18 protein-coding genes are annotated in these 17,986 nt (G+C 66.4%); 14 read left to right on the top strand and 4 right to left on the bottom strand.

The window, feature by feature from the left end; all coding sequences use genetic code 11:
- Positions 1-197 precede the first annotated feature (197 nt).
- The 5 genes from ASE10_RS05405 (at position 198) to ASE10_RS05385 (ending at position 5,913) form a co-directional block, all read left to right on the top strand.
- Entirely contained in the window at positions 198-1,313 is a 1,116-nt protein-coding gene (locus ASE10_RS05405; protein WP_082559627.1) for a serine hydrolase domain-containing protein, read from the top strand.
- Between the two features lie 147 nt (positions 1,314-1,460).
- On the top strand, positions 1,461-2,492 hold the full coding sequence (locus ASE10_RS05400; RefSeq protein ID WP_056306393.1) for a DUF5694 domain-containing protein: 1,032 nt from the start codon (positions 1,461-1,463) through the stop codon (positions 2,490-2,492).
- A 182-nt stretch (positions 2,493-2,674) separates the two neighbouring features.
- Complete coding sequence (locus ASE10_RS05395; protein WP_055902225.1) at positions 2,675-3,085, top strand: DUF2946 family protein; 411 nt, start codon at positions 2,675-2,677, stop codon at positions 3,083-3,085.
- A 65-nt stretch (positions 3,086-3,150) separates the two neighbouring features.
- Complete coding sequence (locus tag ASE10_RS05390; protein ID WP_056306392.1) at positions 3,151-5,235, top strand: TonB-dependent receptor; 2,085 nt, start codon at positions 3,151-3,153, stop codon at positions 5,233-5,235.
- Positions 5,236-5,493: 258 nt separating this feature from the next.
- A complete protein-coding gene (locus ASE10_RS05385) occupies positions 5,494-5,913 on the top strand; it encodes a gamma-glutamylcyclotransferase family protein (RefSeq protein WP_200945830.1) in 420 nt (139 codons plus the stop codon).
- Between the two features lie 100 nt (positions 5,914-6,013).
- On the opposite strand, the gene ASE10_RS05380 is transcribed toward ASE10_RS05385, so the two are convergent.
- Positions 6,014-6,820 (bottom strand): alpha/beta hydrolase, encoded by an 807-nt coding sequence (locus ASE10_RS05380; protein ID WP_056306414.1) that lies wholly within the window; start codon positions 6,818-6,820, stop codon positions 6,014-6,016.
- Positions 6,821-6,982: 162 nt separating this feature from the next.
- Entirely contained in the window at positions 6,983-9,397 is a 2,415-nt protein-coding gene (locus ASE10_RS05375) for an excinuclease ABC subunit UvrA (RefSeq protein WP_055902218.1), read from the bottom strand.
- A gap of 537 nt (positions 9,398-9,934) precedes the next feature.
- On the opposite strand from ASE10_RS05375, the gene ASE10_RS05370 reads away from it, so the two are divergent.
- From ASE10_RS05370 to ASE10_RS05355, 4 genes are all read left to right on the top strand, one after another.
- Complete coding sequence (locus tag ASE10_RS05370) at positions 9,935-10,342, top strand: hypothetical protein (RefSeq protein ID WP_055902216.1); 408 nt, start codon at positions 9,935-9,937, stop codon at positions 10,340-10,342.
- Positions 10,343-10,436: 94 nt separating this feature from the next.
- A complete protein-coding gene (locus tag ASE10_RS05365) occupies positions 10,437-10,823 on the top strand; it encodes a hypothetical protein (protein ID WP_157488347.1) in 387 nt (128 codons plus the stop codon).
- 37 nt (positions 10,824-10,860) lie between these two features.
- Positions 10,861-11,829 (top strand): MBL fold metallo-hydrolase, encoded by a 969-nt coding sequence (locus ASE10_RS05360; protein ID WP_055902210.1) that lies wholly within the window; start codon positions 10,861-10,863, stop codon positions 11,827-11,829.
- Positions 11,830-11,906: 77 nt separating this feature from the next.
- Entirely contained in the window at positions 11,907-12,686 is a 780-nt protein-coding gene (locus ASE10_RS05355) for a hypothetical protein (RefSeq protein WP_056306387.1), read from the top strand.
- A gap of 39 nt (positions 12,687-12,725) precedes the next feature.
- Here the strand turns inward: ASE10_RS05355 and ASE10_RS20015 are convergent, their stop codons facing one another.
- On the bottom strand, positions 12,726-12,896 hold the full coding sequence (locus tag ASE10_RS20015) for a hypothetical protein (RefSeq protein WP_157481205.1): 171 nt from the start codon (positions 12,894-12,896) through the stop codon (positions 12,726-12,728).
- A gap of 554 nt (positions 12,897-13,450) precedes the next feature.
- Between ASE10_RS20015 and ASE10_RS05350 the strand changes: the two genes are divergently transcribed.
- On the top strand, positions 13,451-14,998 hold the full coding sequence (locus tag ASE10_RS05350; RefSeq protein ID WP_200949812.1) for an FAD-dependent monooxygenase: 1,548 nt from the start codon (positions 13,451-13,453) through the stop codon (positions 14,996-14,998).
- Positions 14,999-15,082: 84 nt separating this feature from the next.
- Here the strand turns inward: ASE10_RS05350 and ASE10_RS05345 are convergent, their stop codons facing one another.
- On the bottom strand, positions 15,083-15,568 hold the full coding sequence (locus ASE10_RS05345) for a VOC family protein (RefSeq protein WP_200945828.1): 486 nt from the start codon (positions 15,566-15,568) through the stop codon (positions 15,083-15,085).
- Positions 15,569-15,815: 247 nt separating this feature from the next.
- On the opposite strand from ASE10_RS05345, the gene ASE10_RS05340 reads away from it, so the two are divergent.
- The 4 genes from ASE10_RS05340 to ASE10_RS21270 all read left to right on the top strand — a co-directional run bounded on the left by ASE10_RS05340 (position 15,816) and on the right by ASE10_RS21270 (position 17,936).
- Complete coding sequence (locus tag ASE10_RS05340) at positions 15,816-16,406, top strand: class I SAM-dependent methyltransferase (RefSeq protein WP_200945832.1); 591 nt, start codon at positions 15,816-15,818, stop codon at positions 16,404-16,406.
- Positions 16,407-16,540: 134 nt separating this feature from the next.
- On the top strand, positions 16,541-17,056 hold the full coding sequence (locus tag ASE10_RS05335) for a hypothetical protein (protein ID WP_055902197.1): 516 nt from the start codon (positions 16,541-16,543) through the stop codon (positions 17,054-17,056).
- A gap of 26 nt (positions 17,057-17,082) precedes the next feature.
- Positions 17,083-17,724, top strand: a complete 642-nt coding sequence (locus ASE10_RS05330; protein WP_055902194.1) for an SDR family oxidoreductase — start codon at positions 17,083-17,085, stop codon at positions 17,722-17,724.
- Positions 17,613-17,936, top strand: coding sequence for a winged helix-turn-helix transcriptional regulator (locus tag ASE10_RS21270; RefSeq protein ID WP_157481203.1), 324 nt, complete (start codon positions 17,613-17,615; stop codon positions 17,934-17,936). The genes ASE10_RS05330 and ASE10_RS21270 overlap by 112 nt, the downstream gene beginning before the upstream one ends.
- Positions 17,937-17,986: the final 50 nt, after the last annotated feature.

Genomic DNA, 17,986 nt, shown 5'->3' with positions numbered 1-17,986 from the left:
CGAACACGGCGCAAGCCGTCTCGGCTCCCGCGTGCCGGCCCCCGACGGAGCCGGACGAAGCGCTGAGCCGATTTCTCCCTACCGGTTTAAACCATATGACCTCGTCGTGCGTCCCAGTGTCAGGTCCGCCGCGCACGACACTGCGCGCGGCGCAAACGTTCACCACCCCGCCATCGGCGGTCGCCTGAGGAAGCCCAATGCTGTTCGGAAAGCACCGTGTCACCGCGATCATCGTCGCCGCTCTGTGGTCGCTAACCGGGCTGGGGGCCGCGGCCAACACTCTGGACGACGCCAACGAACGCACCCGGCGATTGGTACAGCAGGCGATGAAGGATCAGCGCATCCCGGGCCTGCAGGTCGCGGTCGTCAAAGGCGATCGGGTGGTGCTGTCCGAAAGCTATGGCCTGGCCAACGTCGAGAACCGCGTGCCGGCCACCCGCGACACCTTGTTCCCGATCAACTCCGCGACCAAGCCGTTTACCGGTGTGGCCATGATGCAGCTGGCAGAAGCGGGGCAGGTGGATCTAGATGCCCCGATCTCGCGCTACCTGGACGACTTGCCCGAGGCCTGGCGCAGCATCCGCGTCCGTCAGCTGCTTGGGCATACCTCCGGCCTGCCCGACATCGCCGATCAGCAGGGCGTGATCGGCGGCGGCACCGAAGCCGATGCATGGAAGGCGGTGAAGGCGCTGCCCATGGAAGCGCCCATCGGTACGCGATACGCCTACAACCAGACCAACTACGGACTGTTGTCGCAGATCATCGTCAAGCAAACCAGGATGCCGTACGAGCGCTATCTCGCGCAGCAGCAGTTCGCGGTTGCGGGCATGCGCAAAACGACCTTCGGCGCCAGTTACGACCTCGTTCCCAATGCCGCGACCATGTACAGCTACTTCCCGCGCGGCAGCCTTGCGGCGGACGACGGCAACCGTCTGACCCACTGGATCTACGACATGCCCTACAGTCTCTGGGCGGGCGGCGGCCTGCAGACCACCGCGGACGAACTGGCGCGTTGGATCGTCGCGCTGTCCAGCGACCGGCTGATCGGCGCGGCCAGCGTCCGCAGCATGTGGACGCCGGAGAAGTTGAACGACGGCACCGACGGGGCCTGGTCGGCGGGATGGCCGGTATTGGCGACGTCTCCCCGTCGCCAGGTCGCCGGCATCGGCGGTGCCCGCGCCGCTTTCGTGATCTATCCGGACGAGGGCCTGGCCATCGTGGTGCTGACCAACCTCGTCGGGTCGAATCCGGAAAACCTGATCCCCAAGATCGCGGCGCTCTACCAGCCGCTGCCGCCTGGCCGCGCGCAATAGATCCGCATCGCAAAACGGAGATTCCAGGAACAGGCGCACTGGAAGGCCAGCCGGCGCAGCGCTAGCCTCTGCGTTCGCGATTACAACGGATGCTAAAGGAGCAGGACTTTGCGAAAGGCACTGGTGACGTGGGGATTGCTGTTCGGTATGGCCGGTCCTGCTGCGGCGGGAGCGACGCAAGCGGACACGTCCACGCTCGACAAGGACATGGTGGGGCCGACTTCGCAGGTGCTGGTGCTGGGCTCGGTGCATCTGAGTCAACTGCCCGATGGCTTCAAGCAAGACACGCTGGATCCGGTGGTCGACCGGCTGGCCGCGTTCAAGCCCGACATCATCACCATCGAGGCGATCTCCGGCGAGCAATGCGATCTGGCCGCGCGGCATCCCACGGTCTACGGCTCGGAAGGCCTGGGGCCGTACTGTCGCAAGACCGACGCGGCTAAGGCCGCGACCGGGCTGGATGTTCCGGCGGCGATCGGCGAGGTGCGCAAAACGCTGAAGGCCTGGCCCGCGGCGCCCGCACCCTCGCAGCGCAGGCGCCTGGCGGCGTTGTTCATGGCGGCCAACGACAGCGCATCGGCCCTGGTGCAGTGGCTGCAGCTGCCGCAGGACGAGCGTCGCGCCGGTGACGGCCTGGACGCCACGCTGGTGGCCATGCTCGAGAAGTCCATGCGCGGCAACAACGAGGACACCGTGATCGCCGCACGCCTGGCAGCACGACTGGGCCTCCAGCGCGTGTACGCAGTCGACGACCATACCGGCGACAACGTCGACCTGCCCGACAGCGAGGCCTTCGGCAAGGCGGTACAGGAGGCTTGGGGCAAGGCCGCGCCGAAGGCGCAGCCCATCCGCGATCACGAGGCCGAGCTGATCAAGGCCGGCGATATGCTGGGTCTCTACCGCTACATCAACCGCCCCGAAGTGATGCGCATCGCCATGGAAAGCGATTTCGCCGCGGCGCTGCGCGACCCCTCGCCGCAACGTTACGGTCAGCTTTACGTCGCCGGCTGGGAGATCCGCAACCAGCGTATGGTGGCCAATATCCGCGAAACCTTTCGCGAGCGTCCCGGTGCGCGAGTGCTGTCGATCGTAGGCAGCATGCACAAGCCGTGGTTCGACACCCTGCTCGGGCAGATGCTGGGTGTGGAGATCGTCGACGTGCAGCGGGTGCTGAGGTGAGCTTGGCCGCCTGAACCCTATCGTTCGCAATCGACCTCCGGTCGCGAGGTCGACTTGTGGGCGCAGCTGCGGCGCGCGCGTGCTGTCGGATTTCTCCTCAGGCGGTATCCGACACACAGCACGGAGTCCTTCGACTCCGTGCCGGTATTCGATTCCGCCGTCCCTAGCCTTAGACTATCGGGATGCTCCGCCTCCCTGCCTTCCATCGCCTCATGGCCCGCATGGCGCTAGTCGCCGTGCTGCTGCTGGCCTTGGTGCCGACCTTGGGGCGGTTGGCGGAACAGCGAACCGAAGGTGTGGGCGCGTACTGGGCGGCCATCTGCACCATGACCGGGCTGAAGTATGTCGACCTGTCCCAGGGCGGCATCGCTGATCAGTCCTCCGTTCCGAAACCGTCCCAACCGGATTCGCATCCGGGCATGGACTGCGACTACTGCCCGTTGCTGGCGGCCGTCATGGTCCTGGCGTTGTGGCTGGCATTCGCGTTTCCCTTCGCCGGCAACGCCTTTGTTCCGTTGCGGCCGATGCTTGCGCGGCGCAGGCAGGTGCACCCCTGCGGCCTGGGTTCCCGAGGACCGCCGCTCGCGCTCTGAAACACAAGTCGTGATTCGACCCCGCGCGGCTTAGCTGCGCGTCTTGTGCTTTTTGGAGCTATTCAATGTCGAAGTTTCGCTTCGCGGCGCCGCGAGCGTCGCGTTTGGCCGTGGCCGTTGCCGCGGTCATCGTTCCCCTGTGCCCGGCGCAGGCTGCGCCCCCATCCGATCCGCGCAACGACCCGGCGACCACGCTGGACAAGGTCGAGGTGCACGGTCGGCGTGCCGATGTCGCCACCGTCGACAGTCTTCAGCAGGCGAAGCAGCGCCTGGATCAGCGCGCCGGCGCGACCGCATTGGTCGACGGCGAGTCCTACCGCGGCGGCCGCGTCAGTACCCTGACCGACGCGCTCGGTTATGCCCCCGGCATATTCATCCAATCGCGCTTCGGCGCAGAGGAGGGGCGACTGTCGATTCGCGGCTCCGGCCTGCAGCGCACTTTCCACGGCCGCGGCATCGAGCTACTGCAGGACGGCAGCCCCTTGAATCTCGCCGACGGCGGCTTCGACTTCCAGGCGGTCGAACCCTTGGCAGCCCGATACATCGAGGTCTACCGCGGCGCCAATGCGCTGGAATACGGCGCGGCCACGCTCGGCGGCGCGATCAACTTCGTCGCGCCGACCGGCTACGACGCGGCGCCGGCCGACGTGCGCCTCGAAGGCGGCAGCTTCGGCTATATGCGCGGGCAGCTGGCGTTGGCCGCAAGCACGGACCGGGCCGACGGCTATCTGAGCCTCACCGGCCTCAACCAGGACGGCTACCGCGACCATGCCAGCCAGGAGAACTACCGTCTGTTCGGCAACGCCGGCTACCGCTTCGGCGATACGCTGGATGGGCGCGTCTATCTCACGCATGTCGATACGCGCTCGGAGTTGCCCGGCAACCTGACCTTGGCCCGGGCCAAAGACGATCCGCGTGCTGCCGCGGCCGGCAGTCTCGCCCTGGACCAGCGTCGCGACTTCCGCCTGGACCGCATCGCCGGCAAATTGGCGTGGACGCCTTCGCAAACGCAGTCGCTGACCGTGTCGGCCTACTACGCCGACAAATCGCTGCACCACCCGATCTTCCAGGTGCTTGAGCAGTCCACCCGGGACGCGGGCGTCGATCTGCGCTGGCGCAGCGAAGGCAGGCTCGGCGACCATAAGAACCTGTTCGTGGCGGGTCTGGCCTTTGCGCAGGGCGATACGGACGACGATCGTTTCGCCAACATCGCCGGCCGCGCAGGCGCACGCAGCAACAAGTTCGACCAGCGCGCAAGCAATACCAAGGCCTACCTGGAAAACCAGACCTGGCTGACCGAGCGGTGGATCCTCGCACTGGGGGCCCAAGGTCTGCACTCGACCCGGCGCTCGCGCGACTTATTCATCACCGCCGGCCGCGACGAGAGCTTCGATGTCTCCTACTCCGGCGTCAGCCCCAAACTAGGGATGCGCTATCTGGTCGACAGCGGCACGCAGTTGTTCGCCAATATCAGTCGCAGCCTGGAGCCGCCCAGCTTCGGCGAGCTGTCCGGTGGTCCCAATGTCACCCAGGTCGACAAGCAGCGTGCGACCACGGCCGAGATCGGTATGCGCATGCAGCTCGATGGATTCTCGCTGGATGCCGCGCTCTACCGTGCCCGCGTGGACGGCGAGTTGCTGGCCTTGACCGACGGCAACGGCAATCCCCTGGGTACCGTCAACGCCGATCGCACGCTGCACCAGGGGCTGGAGCTGGGCCTGGCCTGGCAGCCGAACGATGCCTGGCTGATTTCTGCCAACTACCTTTGGAACGATTTCCGCTTCGATCACGACGCCGTCTACGGCGACAACGAACTCGCCGGCGTGCCGCCGCAGCAGTTGCGCGCCTCCTTGCATTGGTCGCCGGATGAGCGCTTCTATGTCGCGCCCAACGTCGAGTGGGCGCCGCAGGACTACTACGTCGATCATGCCAACACGTTCAAGGCGCCCGGGTATACGGTCTACGGCGTCCGCCTGGGCGGAAAGATCGCCTCGCAATGGTCGTGGTTCGTCGACGCACGCAATCTGGCCGACCGCAAGTGGATCTCCAGCACCAATGTCGTGGCGGATGCGAAGGGTCTGGATCAGGCGAATTTTCTGCCGGGAGAAGGGCGCGCGGTCTACGCCGGTTTCGAATGGAGGATGCGGTGAGCGAGCCCGCCGAAGGCCGAAGCTCGCGCAAGTCGTGCGGGATCTTGTCGACGTGAGGAGTCCTGAAGCGACGCCGACGGTCTAAGCCGTCGCGTGCCCTGCCTGTGGGCCAGGCCGCCTCGCGCGGTATGGCCCACTCAGGCGATTGGCGAATGCCGCGGTCTGGCGAATGCGTCAAGCCGGCCCACGCGTCAGATGCCCCGCTGTTTGGATACCGTACTCATGGGCTGCCCGCGCCTGCTAGAAGCGGAACGCCCGTTGACGCACACTTCGAGTCTCGCGATCCGTAGCGCGCTGACTGTCTTTGAGGGAACGATGGTGCATCGACTTTTCGTTTACGGAACGCTCGCCCCGGGACGGCCCAACGAGCACGTCCTGGCGGGTATCCCCGGCCGATGGCAGCCGGCGACGGTCACCGGCTCGCTGTTGCAAGAAGGCTGGGGCGCGGCGGTCGGCTATCCCGGTATCGTGCTTGACGAGCATGGCGACGAAATCGGCGGTCTGGTCTTCAGCTCGGAGAGCCTGGCCGAGCATTGGGACCGCATCGACGAGTTCGAAGGCGAGGGCTATCAGCGCGTGCTGACCACGGTGAAGCTCGCAGACGGCACTGCCGTGGACGCCTACATCTACAAACTCAGCGGAGATGGATCGTCGGCCGGCACCGCAGGCGGCGGTTGAGCGCATCCAGGCCGAGGCCGCTGCCCGGCGCGCGCGACCTCGCGAGTAGAGGCCCTGCTTGCGACTCCGTCGGGGCTATGAGCCCGCGGCAGCCGGCAAGCTACGAAGGCGCCCGATCCACGGCCGTCTGCAGCCAGCGATCGACGATCCGCAGTACCGTATACGCGGCTTCGCGATGCGGTACATGACCGCAGTCGTGAAGCAGGTGCATGGAAGCGGGCCCTTGCGATAGCCGCGCAATGCGCTGCGGATGCAGCGCCGAGCCGTATTCGTCCTGCTCGCCGTGGAGCACCAGCAGCGGACAGCGGACGCCGTGCAGCGCCTCGTCCAGGTTCCAGTCCGAGAACGCCGGCGCCAACCAGGTGTCGATCCAGGCCTTGAGCACCCAGGCGGCCTTCTCGCCGTGGTATTTGCTCAGGCGCTCGCGTTGCGCCGGCTCGGCGAATGCCTGACGCGCGGCGAGGATTCCCGCGATCGTCCGATCTTCAACGAAGGCTTGGGCGGATTCCGTGATCAGGCCTCGGCAGTCGTGGGCGTAGCGTGCAGCGCAGGCGACGGCCATTCCGCCGCCGACGCTGTGGCCGAACGCCACGAACCGTGCAATGCCGAGTTCCTCGCGCAAGCAACGAAAGGCGTGATCGGCCTCGTCACTAACGAAACCAAGGTCCAGCATTCCAGGGTGAGGGTCGGATCGGCCGAAGCCGAGGCGGTCGTACGCGATCACGCTGCGGCCTGTCGTGCCCGCCAGTCGTTCCGGGAAATCGCGCCACAACTCCACGCAACCCAGCGAGTCGTGGAACAAGACGATGGGGGCGCGTTGATCGTGCCTCGCAGGCGTCCAGCGCTTGACGTAGAGGCGTCCCAGTTCGGTGGCTACCTGCAGTTCCTGGATCTGAATCAAAGACATGCTCAGCCTATGAGATACCGAAACAATCAAGCCGTACCGGATCTCGCGTTCGGAACAGCCATCGGCCATGGAAGGCCGCGAACTCGAATGCAACTCGCCGGTACTGAAACGCTGGACGGAACTTCGTGAAATAGGCTTGCTTTTGTTCGCCGTAAAACCGCCTCAAGTTTTCCGCGCCGACTTCCCCTGCGGGGCCACATAGGCGGCAAGGTGCTTGCCGGTCAGAGTGGCGCGGCCCTTGATCAGCTCGGCGGGCGTGCCCTCGAAGACCACTCTGCCGCCGTCGTGGCCGGCACCGGGGCCCAGGTCGATGATCCAGTCGGCGTGCGCCATCACCGCCTGGTGGTGTTCGATGACGATGACCGACTTGCCGGAGTCGACCAGCCGGTCGAGCAGGCCGAGCAGCTGTTCGACGTCGGCGAGGTGGAGGCCGCTGGTCGGCTCATCGAGGACGTAGACGCCGCCCTTCTCGCCCATGTGGGTGGCCAGCTTGAGCCGCTGCCGCTCGCCGCCCGACAGCGTGGTCAGCGGCTGACCGAGGCTGAGGTAGCCGAGCCCGACGTCGGCGAGGCGGGACAGGATCTTGTGCGCAGCGGGAATCTCCGCCTTGCCCGAGCCGAAGAACTGCTCGGCCTCCGCAACCGGCATCGTGAGCACCTCGCTGATGTCCTTGCCGCCGAATTTGTACTTCAGGACCTCGGCCTGGTAGCGCTTGCCCTCGCAGTCCTCGCAAGGGGCGGCGACTCCGGCCATCATCCCCAGATCGGTGTAGACGACGCCGGCACCGTTGCAGGTCGGGCAGGCGCCCTCGGAGTTGGCGCTGAACAGCGCCGGTTTCACGCCGTTGGCCTTGGCGAAGGCGTTGCGGATCGAATCCAGCAGGCCGGTGTAGGTCGCCGGGTTGCTGCGGCGCGAGCCGCGAATCGCGCCCTGGTCGACAGTCACCACACCGTCCTGGCCCGACACCGAGCCATGGATCAGAGAGCTCTTGCCCGACCCGGCCACGCCGGTGATCACCGTCAGCACGTCGAGCGGAATGTCGACGTCGACCTTCTGCAGGTTGTGGAGGGCGGCGCCGCGCACCTTCAGCACGCCCGATGGCTTCCGAACCGAAGGTTTCAAGGAGGCGCGGTCGTCCAGGCGCCGGCCGGTCAAGGTGCCGGCGGCGCGCAGCCCGTCGATGCTGCCCTCGAACACCACCTCGCCGCCGGCGGTGCCCGCGCCGGGTCCTAGGTCGACGACGTGATCGGCGATCGCGATCGCCTCGGGCTTGTGCTCGACCACCAGCACGGTGTTGCCCTTGTCGCGCAACTGCAGCAGCAACTCGTTCATGCGCTGGATGTCGTGGGGGTGCAGGCCGATCGTGGGTTCGTCGAAGACGTAGGTGACATCGGTGAGCGAGGAGCCAAGGTGGCGGATCATCTTGGTGCGCTGCGCCTCGCCGCCCGACAGCGTGCCGGCCGGCCGGTCCAGCGATAGGTAACCCAAGCCGATCTCCACGAACGAATCCAGGGTGTGCGCCAGCTTGGCCAGCAGCGGCGCCACCGACGGCTCGTCCAGGCCGCGGACCCATTGCGCCAGGTCGCTGATCTGCATCGCGCAGGCGTCGGCGATGTTGATCTTCCTGATCCTGGACGAGCGGGCCGCCTCGCTGAGCCGGGTGCCGTCGCAGTCGGGACAAATGCTGAAGGTGATTACCTTCTCCACGAACGCACGGATGTGCGGCTGCATCGCGTCGACGTCCTTGGCCAGGAACGATTTCTGGATCGTCGGGACCAGGCCCGCGTAGGTCAGGTTGATGCCGTCGACCTTGATCTTGGTCGGTTCCTTGTAGAGCAGGTCGTTCAGTTCCTTCTTGCTGAACTTGCGGATCGGTTTGTCCGGATCGAAGTAGCCGCAGCCCCTGAAGATACGGCCGTACCAGCCTTCCATGCTGTAGCCGGGAATCGTGAGCGCGCCTTCGTTGAGCGACTTGCTGTCGTCGTACAGCTGCGACAGGTCGAAGTCGGTGACCGAGCCGCGACCTTCGCAGCGCGGACACATGCCGCCGATGCGGTTGAAGGTTTCCTTGACGGTCTTGGTGCGAGTGCCGCGCTCGACGGTGATCGCGCCCGCCGCCTTGACCGAGGGCACGTTGAAGGCGAATGCGCTGGGCGAGCCGATATGCGGCTTGCCCAGGCGGCTGAAGAGGATGCGCAGCATCGCGTTGGCATCGGTGGTCGTGCCGACCGTGGAGCGGGGATCGGCCCCCATCCGTTCCTGGTCGACGATGATCGCGGTGGTCAGCCCGTCGAGTACGTCGACATCGGGCCGCGCCAGCGTCGGCATGAAGCCCTGCACGAAGGCGCTGTAGGTCTCGTTGATCAGGCGCTGCGATTCTGCGGCGATCGTGCCGAACACCAGCGAGCTCTTGCCCGAGCCGGAAACGCCGGTGAATACCGTCAGCCGGCGCTTGGGGATATCGATACTGACGTCCTTGAGATTGTTCACGCGCGCGCCATGCACGCGGATCAGATCGTGGCGATCGGCTGCATGCGACGCGGACGACGGCGCGTCTTTCCTGATGGCCTTGCTCATCGTGTCTCCATGGGGTGGGCTGGGCCGCCGTCGTGGCGATCGGCGGCATCGCCTGGCTCGATCCGGCCAGCTTGCATCAGTGTAGTTACCGGCCGACGGTATTTCGTCCGCCGCGCCATTTGGTGATATAGGGAAGCGCGAACAGATACAGACCAGTCAACAGCAACAGGGCGAGCGGGAACAGCGGAACGTGGCAGTCGTCCTGGGTCCAGGTCGGGCCGTCATGCTAGGTCCGGCGTGGTGGCCGGCGCTTCTCGATTCCTGACCGGTCCGGTCGCCCGCTCCCCATGCGGCAGACCGATCAGACCGACGCGAGGATTCGCTCATGGATCCGTGTACGTACCGCCTGGGCGATCCAGTCCGCCGGTCCGCGTGGAGCCTATGCGAGCCGGGTACGGCCAACAAGCTGGCGCATGGCCGGCCAAATCCGTTCAGTCCGGTCGGCGCGGCGCTATTCTTGGCCATGCGGGATCAGTGCAGACGGCCGCCACCCCAGGCCCGCCATTGAACCGGCACCTTCCACAAGGCAGGACACGGATGAAGATCGCAATCGGATTGCTGATGAGTGCGCTGTTGCTGGGTTGCGCCAGTGCCGGCCCCAATGAGGCGCTGCCGTTTCTCCCGATGCTGGCGCCGCCGCCGCCCGGCACCGAAGAGATGCGGCTTACGGCTGCGAAAACGGGCAAGCTCGTCGTAGAAAAGGGCTGCGTGAAAATCGCGAGCGGCCGTTATGTCGAGACGGTGCTTTGGCACCAGGGAACGGAACTGGGCCACGATGCGTCGGGCCTGTTCCTGCGCGAGACTCACACGGGTCAGATCGTCCGCTTCGGTGCGACCACGACCTTCGGCGGCGGCAACCTGCCGGAGGACTACATCGCCCGTGCCTATCCGGAACTGGCGCAGCGCTGTGGCCCGCCGTATGGCTCCGGCTGGATCGGCGATTGAATATGGATTCCGGCCGCAACCGTCCGTCCGGTCCCGCTTCGGGGGGCGGCGGATTCGCACGGCGACACATACGAGAGCTGCCATGAAACTTAGCGTGACGATGGCCCTGTTGCTGCTCGCTTCCGCGAATGCCTGGGCCGACCAGAAGCAGCCGACGGATGCCGAACTCTCGGACTGGATGATTTACCTCAGAAGCGTCGGTATCCCCAGCACCGTCAAGATCTGCGGCCCGGTGCTGCAGGACGAAGCGCGGCTGCAGGGCGCCTCGCAGGCATGGTTCCTTCTAAACCAGGCCTCCGTCGATCGCGGCCATGCCGTGGCGGCGAGCCAGCCGCCCAAAGGTTGGCAGTCGCTGGAGGACTACAACGCGGCGATGACCCAGGACTTCGAGACCAAACTCGGCAACAAGCCTGGGCCCGAGAAGCTGAAGATATGTACGGACTATCTGGCGCTGTTGGAAAAGCGCGCAGAGCACCCATAACGCCACACCACCTCCCCCCGAAATCTCGGAGCTGTCCATGACCCGCACTCACCTCTCCCTCCTGATCGCCGCAAGTCTGGCCGGCGCGATGCTCGCCGGTTGCTCCAAGCCGCAACCGGCCGCAAGCGACACGCCCGCTCCGGTCGCCGCGGCCCCGGCCACGGCGCCCCAGGCCGCGGCACCCCAAGCCGCAAACCCCGACGTGCTGCGCTTCAAGATCGGCACGCTGGACGCGGCCGCGCTGAAAGACGGCGACATCGATGCCCCCAACGACGGCAAGACCTTCGCCATCGGCCAGCCGGCCGAGGCGGTGAACGCACTGCTGAGCGCGGCCGGGCAGCCGACCGACATGCTGCACCTGAGCATCCAGCCGCTGCTGGTCCGCAGCGGCGATCGCGTCCTGCTGTTCGACACCGGCGCGGCCGACGCCTCGTTCGCGCGCGCCGGGCGCCTGCCGGCGTCGTTGCGTGCCGCCGGGGTCGAGCCCTCGCAGGTCACGGACATCTTCCTCTCGCACCAGCACCCGGACCACACCGGCGGCTTGCTTACCAAAGAGGGCAAGCTGGCCTTTCCCAATGCTTCCATCCACCTCTCGGCGCCGGAATGGGAATCGCTGAAGAAGGACCGCGATTCAGCCAAGCTGGTGGCCGCGATGACGCCCAAGGTCGCGACCTTCCAGCCTGGCGCCGCGATCGTTCCCGGCGTGGTCACCGCGGTGGCCGTGGACGGGCATACGCCGGGGCACAGCGCGTATGAAATCGCATCGGGCGACCAGCGCTTGCTCTACATCGGCGACACCGCGCACCATTTCGTGATCTCGGTGCAGCGTCCGGAGTGGACCGTGCAGTACGACATGAACGCGCCGCTGGCCCAGGCCAGCCGCCGTGCGCTGCTGCAACGCGCCGCCGACGGCAATCTGCGCCTGTACGCGGTGCATTTCCCGTTCCCGGGCCTTGGCCACGTCAAGGCGCAGGGCGAAGGCTTCGTCTGGGTGCCCGAGAACTGATCGGACGGTAGCGGTCCTGGCCTGTCCTCCGCGCATCCGACGTTGGCCCCGGATGTCGAGCCAACGGAGGGCAGGTCATGATCGTCTCGGTGTTCAATCTGAGCCACGGCGCCATCAGCGACATCCGCATGCAGGAAGTGATCCGGGCGATCAACGTCCAGATCGCGCGAGACTTCGAGCCCTACTGGGGCTTCGGTGCGACGCTCCGTCTGGAAGGGCACACGGCCCACAGGGGCAAGCGGCGTTTCAAGTTCGATCCGATGGACATGCGCGGCGACGGCGTGCTGTACGTGCTGGACAGGTTCGACGAAGAGCTGGCCGGCGCGCACGAAACCGACTTCCGCGGCGTCCCGGCGGGCGTGGTGTACCTGGACTTGAGCAAGGGCCTGCAGGAAGACTGGAGCGTCAGCCTCTCGCATGAAGCGCTGGAAATGATCGCCGACCCGCAGATCAATCTGGTCGTGCAGGGGCCGCATCCGGCGGGGCTCGGCCGCGACGTGTTCCATTGGTTCGAGATGTGCGACGCCGTGCAGGCGCAGTCCTACTTGATCGACGGCATCGGCGTTGCGGATTTCGTGCTGCCCTTGTACTTCACGCCCACGCCGGAGCCGGGTTCGCGCAACAACTTCATGGGCGCCGTGACGGTGGGGAAGAAGGCCTTCAGCCTGCCTTCGTTCGGCGTCGCGCACGGCGGCTACGTCGGCTATTTCGATCCGAAGAAGGCCGACAACCTGACCTTCGAGCATGAAGGCGATGCCTTGGCCGCAAAACGCCGGGCGCTGAAGCAAGGCCGCACCGGCCGGCGCGCGCAGCGCATGATCAAGACCGCCAAACTCGCGACGATACCGAAGGCGTGAGCGCGCAAGCCTGGCGGCGCGATCTAGGGCTCCGGCGCATCAGGCCGAAGGCGGCTCCTTCTGGCGCTTCTGCCATAGCGGCGACTTGAAATAGTGGTGCAGGTGATGATCCGCGCCGACGGCAATGCCGGCGCCGATCCGGATGGAGATGGTGCCGTTGCCGTCGACGCCCCAGACGCTGCCGTCCGGGCTGGTGCCGGCATGCCACATCGGCGCCCGCGGGCGTGGGTTGGTACGGCATATTGACGAGCTGGTAGACCTCGCCGGCGGTGCTGAGTCCGAAGACGGTGTTGGCGTTGGCGACCGCGATATACGTCAGCGCCTGCTAAGTACGCAGCGGCACAGCGCTGTTCTGCCGCACTGCACCACGCAGGCAGCACCGGTGCTGAAGCAGAGGCGGGTTTGCTGCGTCGCCGCAATAGCGAGCGCAGACTCTGCGCCCTGCGACCTGGATTTATAAGCCCACGGACGCTTGCTCCAGGCCGATGGCGTCGCCGTACATGGCGCTGCGCGCTCGCGGGAAGCGCTGGTCTGTGCAGGAGGATAAATGGGAGCAGGGGGTAGAACACACCCCGTCCCTATCAATATCTTAGCGCATGGGGGGCTTGCGGCAAGCCCCGGGCCGTGTCGCTAAATCGCCAGCCGAAAGCCCGACCCCGTGGGCTTTGGAGCGACGAAATGAGCGTGCTGTCAGCGAAAGAAGAATGGTGTGTGCTTGCCGGGCCGGTCCCAGGCCCCACTGTGCGGGTGCTCGATGCGCAGGCATGCGCCGCATCGGCGGCGACCGCAATCGCACCGGCCGGGGTGTGGGCATGAGCGGCCACGCGGTGGTGATCGCTGGAGCCGGTCCGACCGGTCTGATGCTGGCGGGCGAGTTGGCCCTGGCGGGCGTGAATGTCGCGATCGTCGAGCGGCGCGCCAGCTCGGAACTCGCCGGCGCGCGCGCAGGCGGTCTGCACGCGCGCACGATCGAGGTGCTCGATCAGCGCGGCATCGCCGAGCGGTTCCTCTCGCAGGGGCAGCTGGCCCAGGTCGCGGGATTCGCCGGCACCCGCTTGGACATCAGCGACTTCCCCACCCGGCATCCCTACGGGCTGGGGCTGTGGCAGAACCACATCGAACGCATTCTCGCCGGCTGGGTCGACGAGCAAGCGGTGACGTTCTATCGCGGCTGCGATGTGATCGGATTCGCGCAGGACGATACCGGCGTCGATGTCGCGCTGTCCGATGGTCGGTCGCTGCGCGCGGAGTATCTGGTCGGCTGCGACGGAGGACGCAGCCTGGTCCGCAAGGTCGCCGGCATCGATTTTCCCGGATGGGACGCGACCACGAGCAGCCTGATCGCCGAGGTCGAGATGACCGAGATGCCGAGCTTGGGCATCCATCGCAATGCCCTCGGCGTGCACTCCTTCGGCCGCTTGGAGTACGAAATCCGCGACGGCGAGATCATCTACAAGGATACGGGGCCGATCCGGGTCATGGTGACCGAGGCGCAGGTCGGACCCGCGAGCGAACCCAGCCTGAGCGATCTCAGTCAGGCCTTGATCGCGGCACATGGAACCGATTATGGCGTGCACAGCCCGACCTGGATCTCCCGATTCACCGACACGACGCGGCAGGCCGCGGCCTACCGCGAGCGACGGATACTGTTGGCCGGCGACGCCGCACACGTGCACAGCCCGGTGGGCGGGCAGGGCCTCAACACCGGTGTGCAGGATGCGGTGAATCTGGGATGGAAGCTGGCGCAGGTGATACATCGCGTGTCGCCGGACAGTCTGCTGGACAGCTACCACGCCGAGCGCCATCCGATCGCGGCGCGCGTGCTGCGCAACACGATGGCCCAGGTCGCGCTGCACCGTACCGACGAGCGCAGCAAGGCCATGAGCGAGGCCATGTCCGAGCTGTTGCGCATGGACGAGCCGCGCGAACGGTACGCGGCGATGATGTCCGGGCTGGGCATCCATTACGACTTCGGCCAGGGACATCCCTTGCTCGGACGCCGGATGCCCGACCTCGACCTGGTCACTGCCGACGGCCCGCTGCGGGTATACGCCCTGCTGCACCGTGCGCGGCCGCTACTGCTCAATCTAGGCCTGCCCGGCAGCCTGGATATCGCGCCTTGGGCCGAACGGGTCCAATCGATCGACGCTGTCTACGAAGGCGAGTGGGAGCTTCCGGCACTCGGCACGGTCGCCGCGCCCACTGCCGTGCTGATTCGGCCCGACGGATACGTGGCCTGGGTGGGAGAGGGCACGGACCTGGGACTGACGGATGCGCTGACCACCTGGTTCGGGCCGCCTGCCGCGGCGTAGCGCACCGGTCTGCAGGACCGTTGCGCGTGGTCCAGCGGGGAACGCGCCCCAAGCCTGCGGCCGGATCGGTCGCAGGCTCAGGATTCAGGAATCGGCGCCCTTGACCGCGCGATCGAGCGCGGCGATGTCGATCTTCTTCATCGTCATCATGGCCTTGAATGCGCGCTGCGCCGTTTCGCCGCCGCGGGCCATGAGTTCGATCAGACGCTTGGGGGTGATCTGCCAGGACAATCCGAAACGGTCCTTGCACCAGCCGCACATGCTCTCCTCGCCGCCGTTGTCCGTAATGGCCTGCCAGTAGCGATCGGTCTCCACCTGATCGTTCGTCGCCACCTGGAAGCTCACCGCTTCGTTGAACTTGAACTGGGCGCCCCCGTTCAGCAGCAGGAACGGCATTTCGAATATGGTCATCTCGACGGTCAGGACATCGCCTTCCATGCCGTCGGGATAGTCGCCTGGCGCGCGCATGACCGTGCCGATGCGGCTTCCTGGAAACGTATCGGCATAGAAGCGCGACGCCTCTTCGGCATTTCCGTCGAACCAAAGACATGGCTGCAGTTTGGCGATCATGGTAGGCCTCTTGAATCCAGTCCGAAGGATGAGGTTACTGCGGTGCGGTCGAGTCGGCGTGAATCTCGGCCATGCCTGTCGCGTGACCGACGCCCGCAGCCGGCCGAGCGTGGACACTTTGCAGTAGCATGCGACGGCCCTAAGCCAGCGTAGGAGTCCTGTCTTGTCGTTCTGCGATCCCCAAGCGGTCTCTCGCTACGCACTAGGTCCGGTCAGGCAGGTGCCGGGCTTTCATGCCATGCAACAGATGGCCGCGTTGCTGCTGGCCGAGACCGTTCCGCAGGACGGTCGCGTGCTCGTCCTCGGCGCCGGAGGCGGTCTGGAATTGAAGGTCTTCGCCGAAGCGCAGGCAGGGTGGCGCTTCGTGGGCGTGGACCCGTCGGCCGAGATGCTGAAGCTGGCCGGCGACACCCTGGGGCCGCTCGCTGCGCGTGTCGAACTGCTGGAAGGCTACATCGACACTGCGCCGCAGGGTCCCTTCGACGGCGCCACCTGCCTGCTGACCTTGCACTTTCTTCCTGAGCAAGAGCGCCTGCATACGCTAAGCGAACTCAGGCGACGCTTGAAGCCGGGGGCGCCGCTGATCGTGGCTCACCACAGCGTCCCCCAGGCCGAAGATCAGAAGTTGCGCTGGTTGAATCGCTACGCCGCATTCGCCGTGGCGTCGGGCGTCCCCGGATTCGATGCGAGCAATGCGGTCGCCGCCATCAGCAGCCGGCTGCCGCTGCTCTCGCCCGAACAAGACGTGGCCCTGATGCAGCAAGCGGGATTCGACAACGTCGAACTGTTCTACGCCGGGTTTACGTTCAGGGGCTGGGTCGCCTACAACCCGTCCTAGCGGCGGCGCCTACAGGGCGTGCCTTCTGCGCAGCGGGCACTCGCAATCGTCAGGCGTGCCCGGCACGGCGAAGCTATAGAATCGGCAAGCGTTGCAGCTTCTTGGGGATAGGGATGAAACGGAATCGGCTGGGCATGGCCCTGTTATGCGCACTGCTGTCGGCCGGTTGCTCGTCGGCGCAGGGCGGCTTCGCAGCTACGGCGCCGTTGCGCCACGTCGCGCTGAAGTTCGATGAAGGCCAGTGGTCCGCGGAATTCAAAGGCCCGGGCCTGGCGGACTCGAAGCAGTTGATGATCCTGCATCGCGATAACGGCCTGGCCATCGGCGTCACCGAGTTCGAAAGCTTCAAGCCGTTGCGCATGCAGTCGGTGGTGGCCCGTCAGTTGAGCGAGGGGCTGCGCACCCAGTTCGGCAGCGTCGCGCCCGCGGGCCCGGACTCGCCCTTGCACGCCCTGGCGCTACCCGCCGAGTGGACCTGCGACCATCATGTCGTCGCCCGGCTCCCCGGCGCCGAAACGCGCGGTTACACCAGTTGCGTTCATTCGGAGATGGCCTGGTTCGCCAACCTGGTGGTCATCACGCCGGTGGACGCCAGCGAGGCCGAGATCGCGGCCGCCAATGCGGTGCTGTCGACGCTTCGAGCGGACTGAAGGCGCTGGCGCAGCTTCGCTGGACATTGCGGTGCGGTCCGGCCCGCAGCGGCGCATCCGAACACCTGCTGGCGGCCGCGGCGCGTGCGGGCATCGCCCACTATCTGGCGCTGTCGGTCGTCGGCACGCCGCGCCTGCAGGGCAGCGCCTACTTCCGCGCCAAGCAGGTGCAGGAACGCTTGGTCGCGCAGGCGCGGGCGCTGCACACCCTGGTGCGGGCCACCCAGTTCTTCGAGTTCATGGCCAATATCATTCCCCCGGGCAGCGGCAAGGATCTGGTGCATCTGTCGCCGGCGCGCGTGCAGCCGGTCGCCGCCGACGATGTCGCCGACGTGCTCGCCGACATCGCGATCCGGCCACCATCGGGCGGTACGGTCGAAGTGGCCGGCCCCGAACCCTTCTGCTTGAGCGAACTGGTGGAGTGGGTGATGTACAGCTACCAGGACGACCGGCCGGTGATCGCCGACGTCGCCGCCCGCTACTACGGCGCCGTGCTGGACGACGCCACACTGACGCCAAGCGACGCCGCCATGCTCGGCGCCACCCGCTTCAGGGATTGGCTCGACGGCTATGTGTCCGGCGCGATCCGCTTTCCGCAGGTTCACCATCCCCATCCGCTGGCCGCCGAACTCACGGCCCACGACGAATCCCGGCGAGTCGCCCGATAATCCGGCCGAGCCGGAGCCGTCTGGCAGCTTCGGCCCGAATCCTCTCGCGCATCGTGTTCGCCGAAGTGCCGCCGCGCGTGGAGTACGAGATCACGCCGAAGGCGCGCGGCCTGGGGCCGACGATGGAAGCGCTGACGGTGTGGTGGAGCGAGTACGGCAGCAGCCTTCCGGCAAGGCCGACATCGCGCGGTCGCAAGGCCCGGCCCAAGTAAGCGGGAATAAGCCCGAAGTAGGCCATGCTGCTGTCTGCCGCCAGCGGGCC

Origin of the sequence: Lysobacter sp. Root76 (genome assembly GCF_001428685.1) — a bacterium.
GTDB lineage: Bacteria > Pseudomonadota > Gammaproteobacteria > Xanthomonadales > Xanthomonadaceae > Lysobacter.
The sequence above is the reverse complement of the archived record's forward strand: the minus strand, read 5'-3'. Positions and strand labels throughout refer to the sequence as shown.

Bases quoted from the DNA above. Each gene is read 5' to 3' on its own strand.
- ASE10_RS05405 (WP_082559627.1), top strand. From the start codon at position 198: ATGCTGTTCGGAAAGCACCGTGTCACCGCGATCATCGTCGCCGCTCTG.
- ASE10_RS05400 (WP_056306393.1), top strand. From the start codon at position 1,461: ATGGCCGGTCCTGCTGCGGCGGGAGCGACGCAAGCGGACACGTCCACG.
- ASE10_RS05395 (WP_055902225.1), top strand. From the start codon at position 2,675: ATGCTCCGCCTCCCTGCCTTCCATCGCCTCATGGCCCGCATGGCGCTA.
- ASE10_RS05390 (WP_056306392.1), top strand. From the start codon at position 3,151: ATGTCGAAGTTTCGCTTCGCGGCGCCGCGAGCGTCGCGTTTGGCCGTG.
- ASE10_RS05380 (WP_056306414.1), bottom strand. From the start codon at position 6,820: ATGTCTTTGATTCAGATCCAGGAACTGCAGGTAGCCACCGAACTGGGA.
- ASE10_RS05375 (WP_055902218.1), bottom strand. From the start codon at position 9,397: ATGAGCAAGGCCATCAGGAAAGACGCGCCGTCGTCCGCGTCGCATGCA.
- ASE10_RS05370 (WP_055902216.1), top strand. From the start codon at position 9,935: ATGAAGATCGCAATCGGATTGCTGATGAGTGCGCTGTTGCTGGGTTGC.
- ASE10_RS05360 (WP_055902210.1), top strand. From the start codon at position 10,861: ATGACCCGCACTCACCTCTCCCTCCTGATCGCCGCAAGTCTGGCCGGC.
- ASE10_RS05355 (WP_056306387.1), top strand. From the start codon at position 11,907: ATGATCGTCTCGGTGTTCAATCTGAGCCACGGCGCCATCAGCGACATC.
- ASE10_RS20015 (WP_157481205.1), bottom strand. From the start codon at position 12,896: ATGTGGCATGCCGGCACCAGCCCGGACGGCAGCGTCTGGGGCGTCGAC.
- ASE10_RS05350 (WP_200949812.1), top strand. From the start codon at position 13,451: ATGCGCCGCATCGGCGGCGACCGCAATCGCACCGGCCGGGGTGTGGGC.
- ASE10_RS05345 (WP_200945828.1), bottom strand. From the start codon at position 15,568: ATGATCGCCAAACTGCAGCCATGTCTTTGGTTCGACGGAAATGCCGAA.
- ASE10_RS05340 (WP_200945832.1), top strand. From the start codon at position 15,816: ATGGCCGCGTTGCTGCTGGCCGAGACCGTTCCGCAGGACGGTCGCGTG.
- ASE10_RS05335 (WP_055902197.1), top strand. From the start codon at position 16,541: ATGGCCCTGTTATGCGCACTGCTGTCGGCCGGTTGCTCGTCGGCGCAG.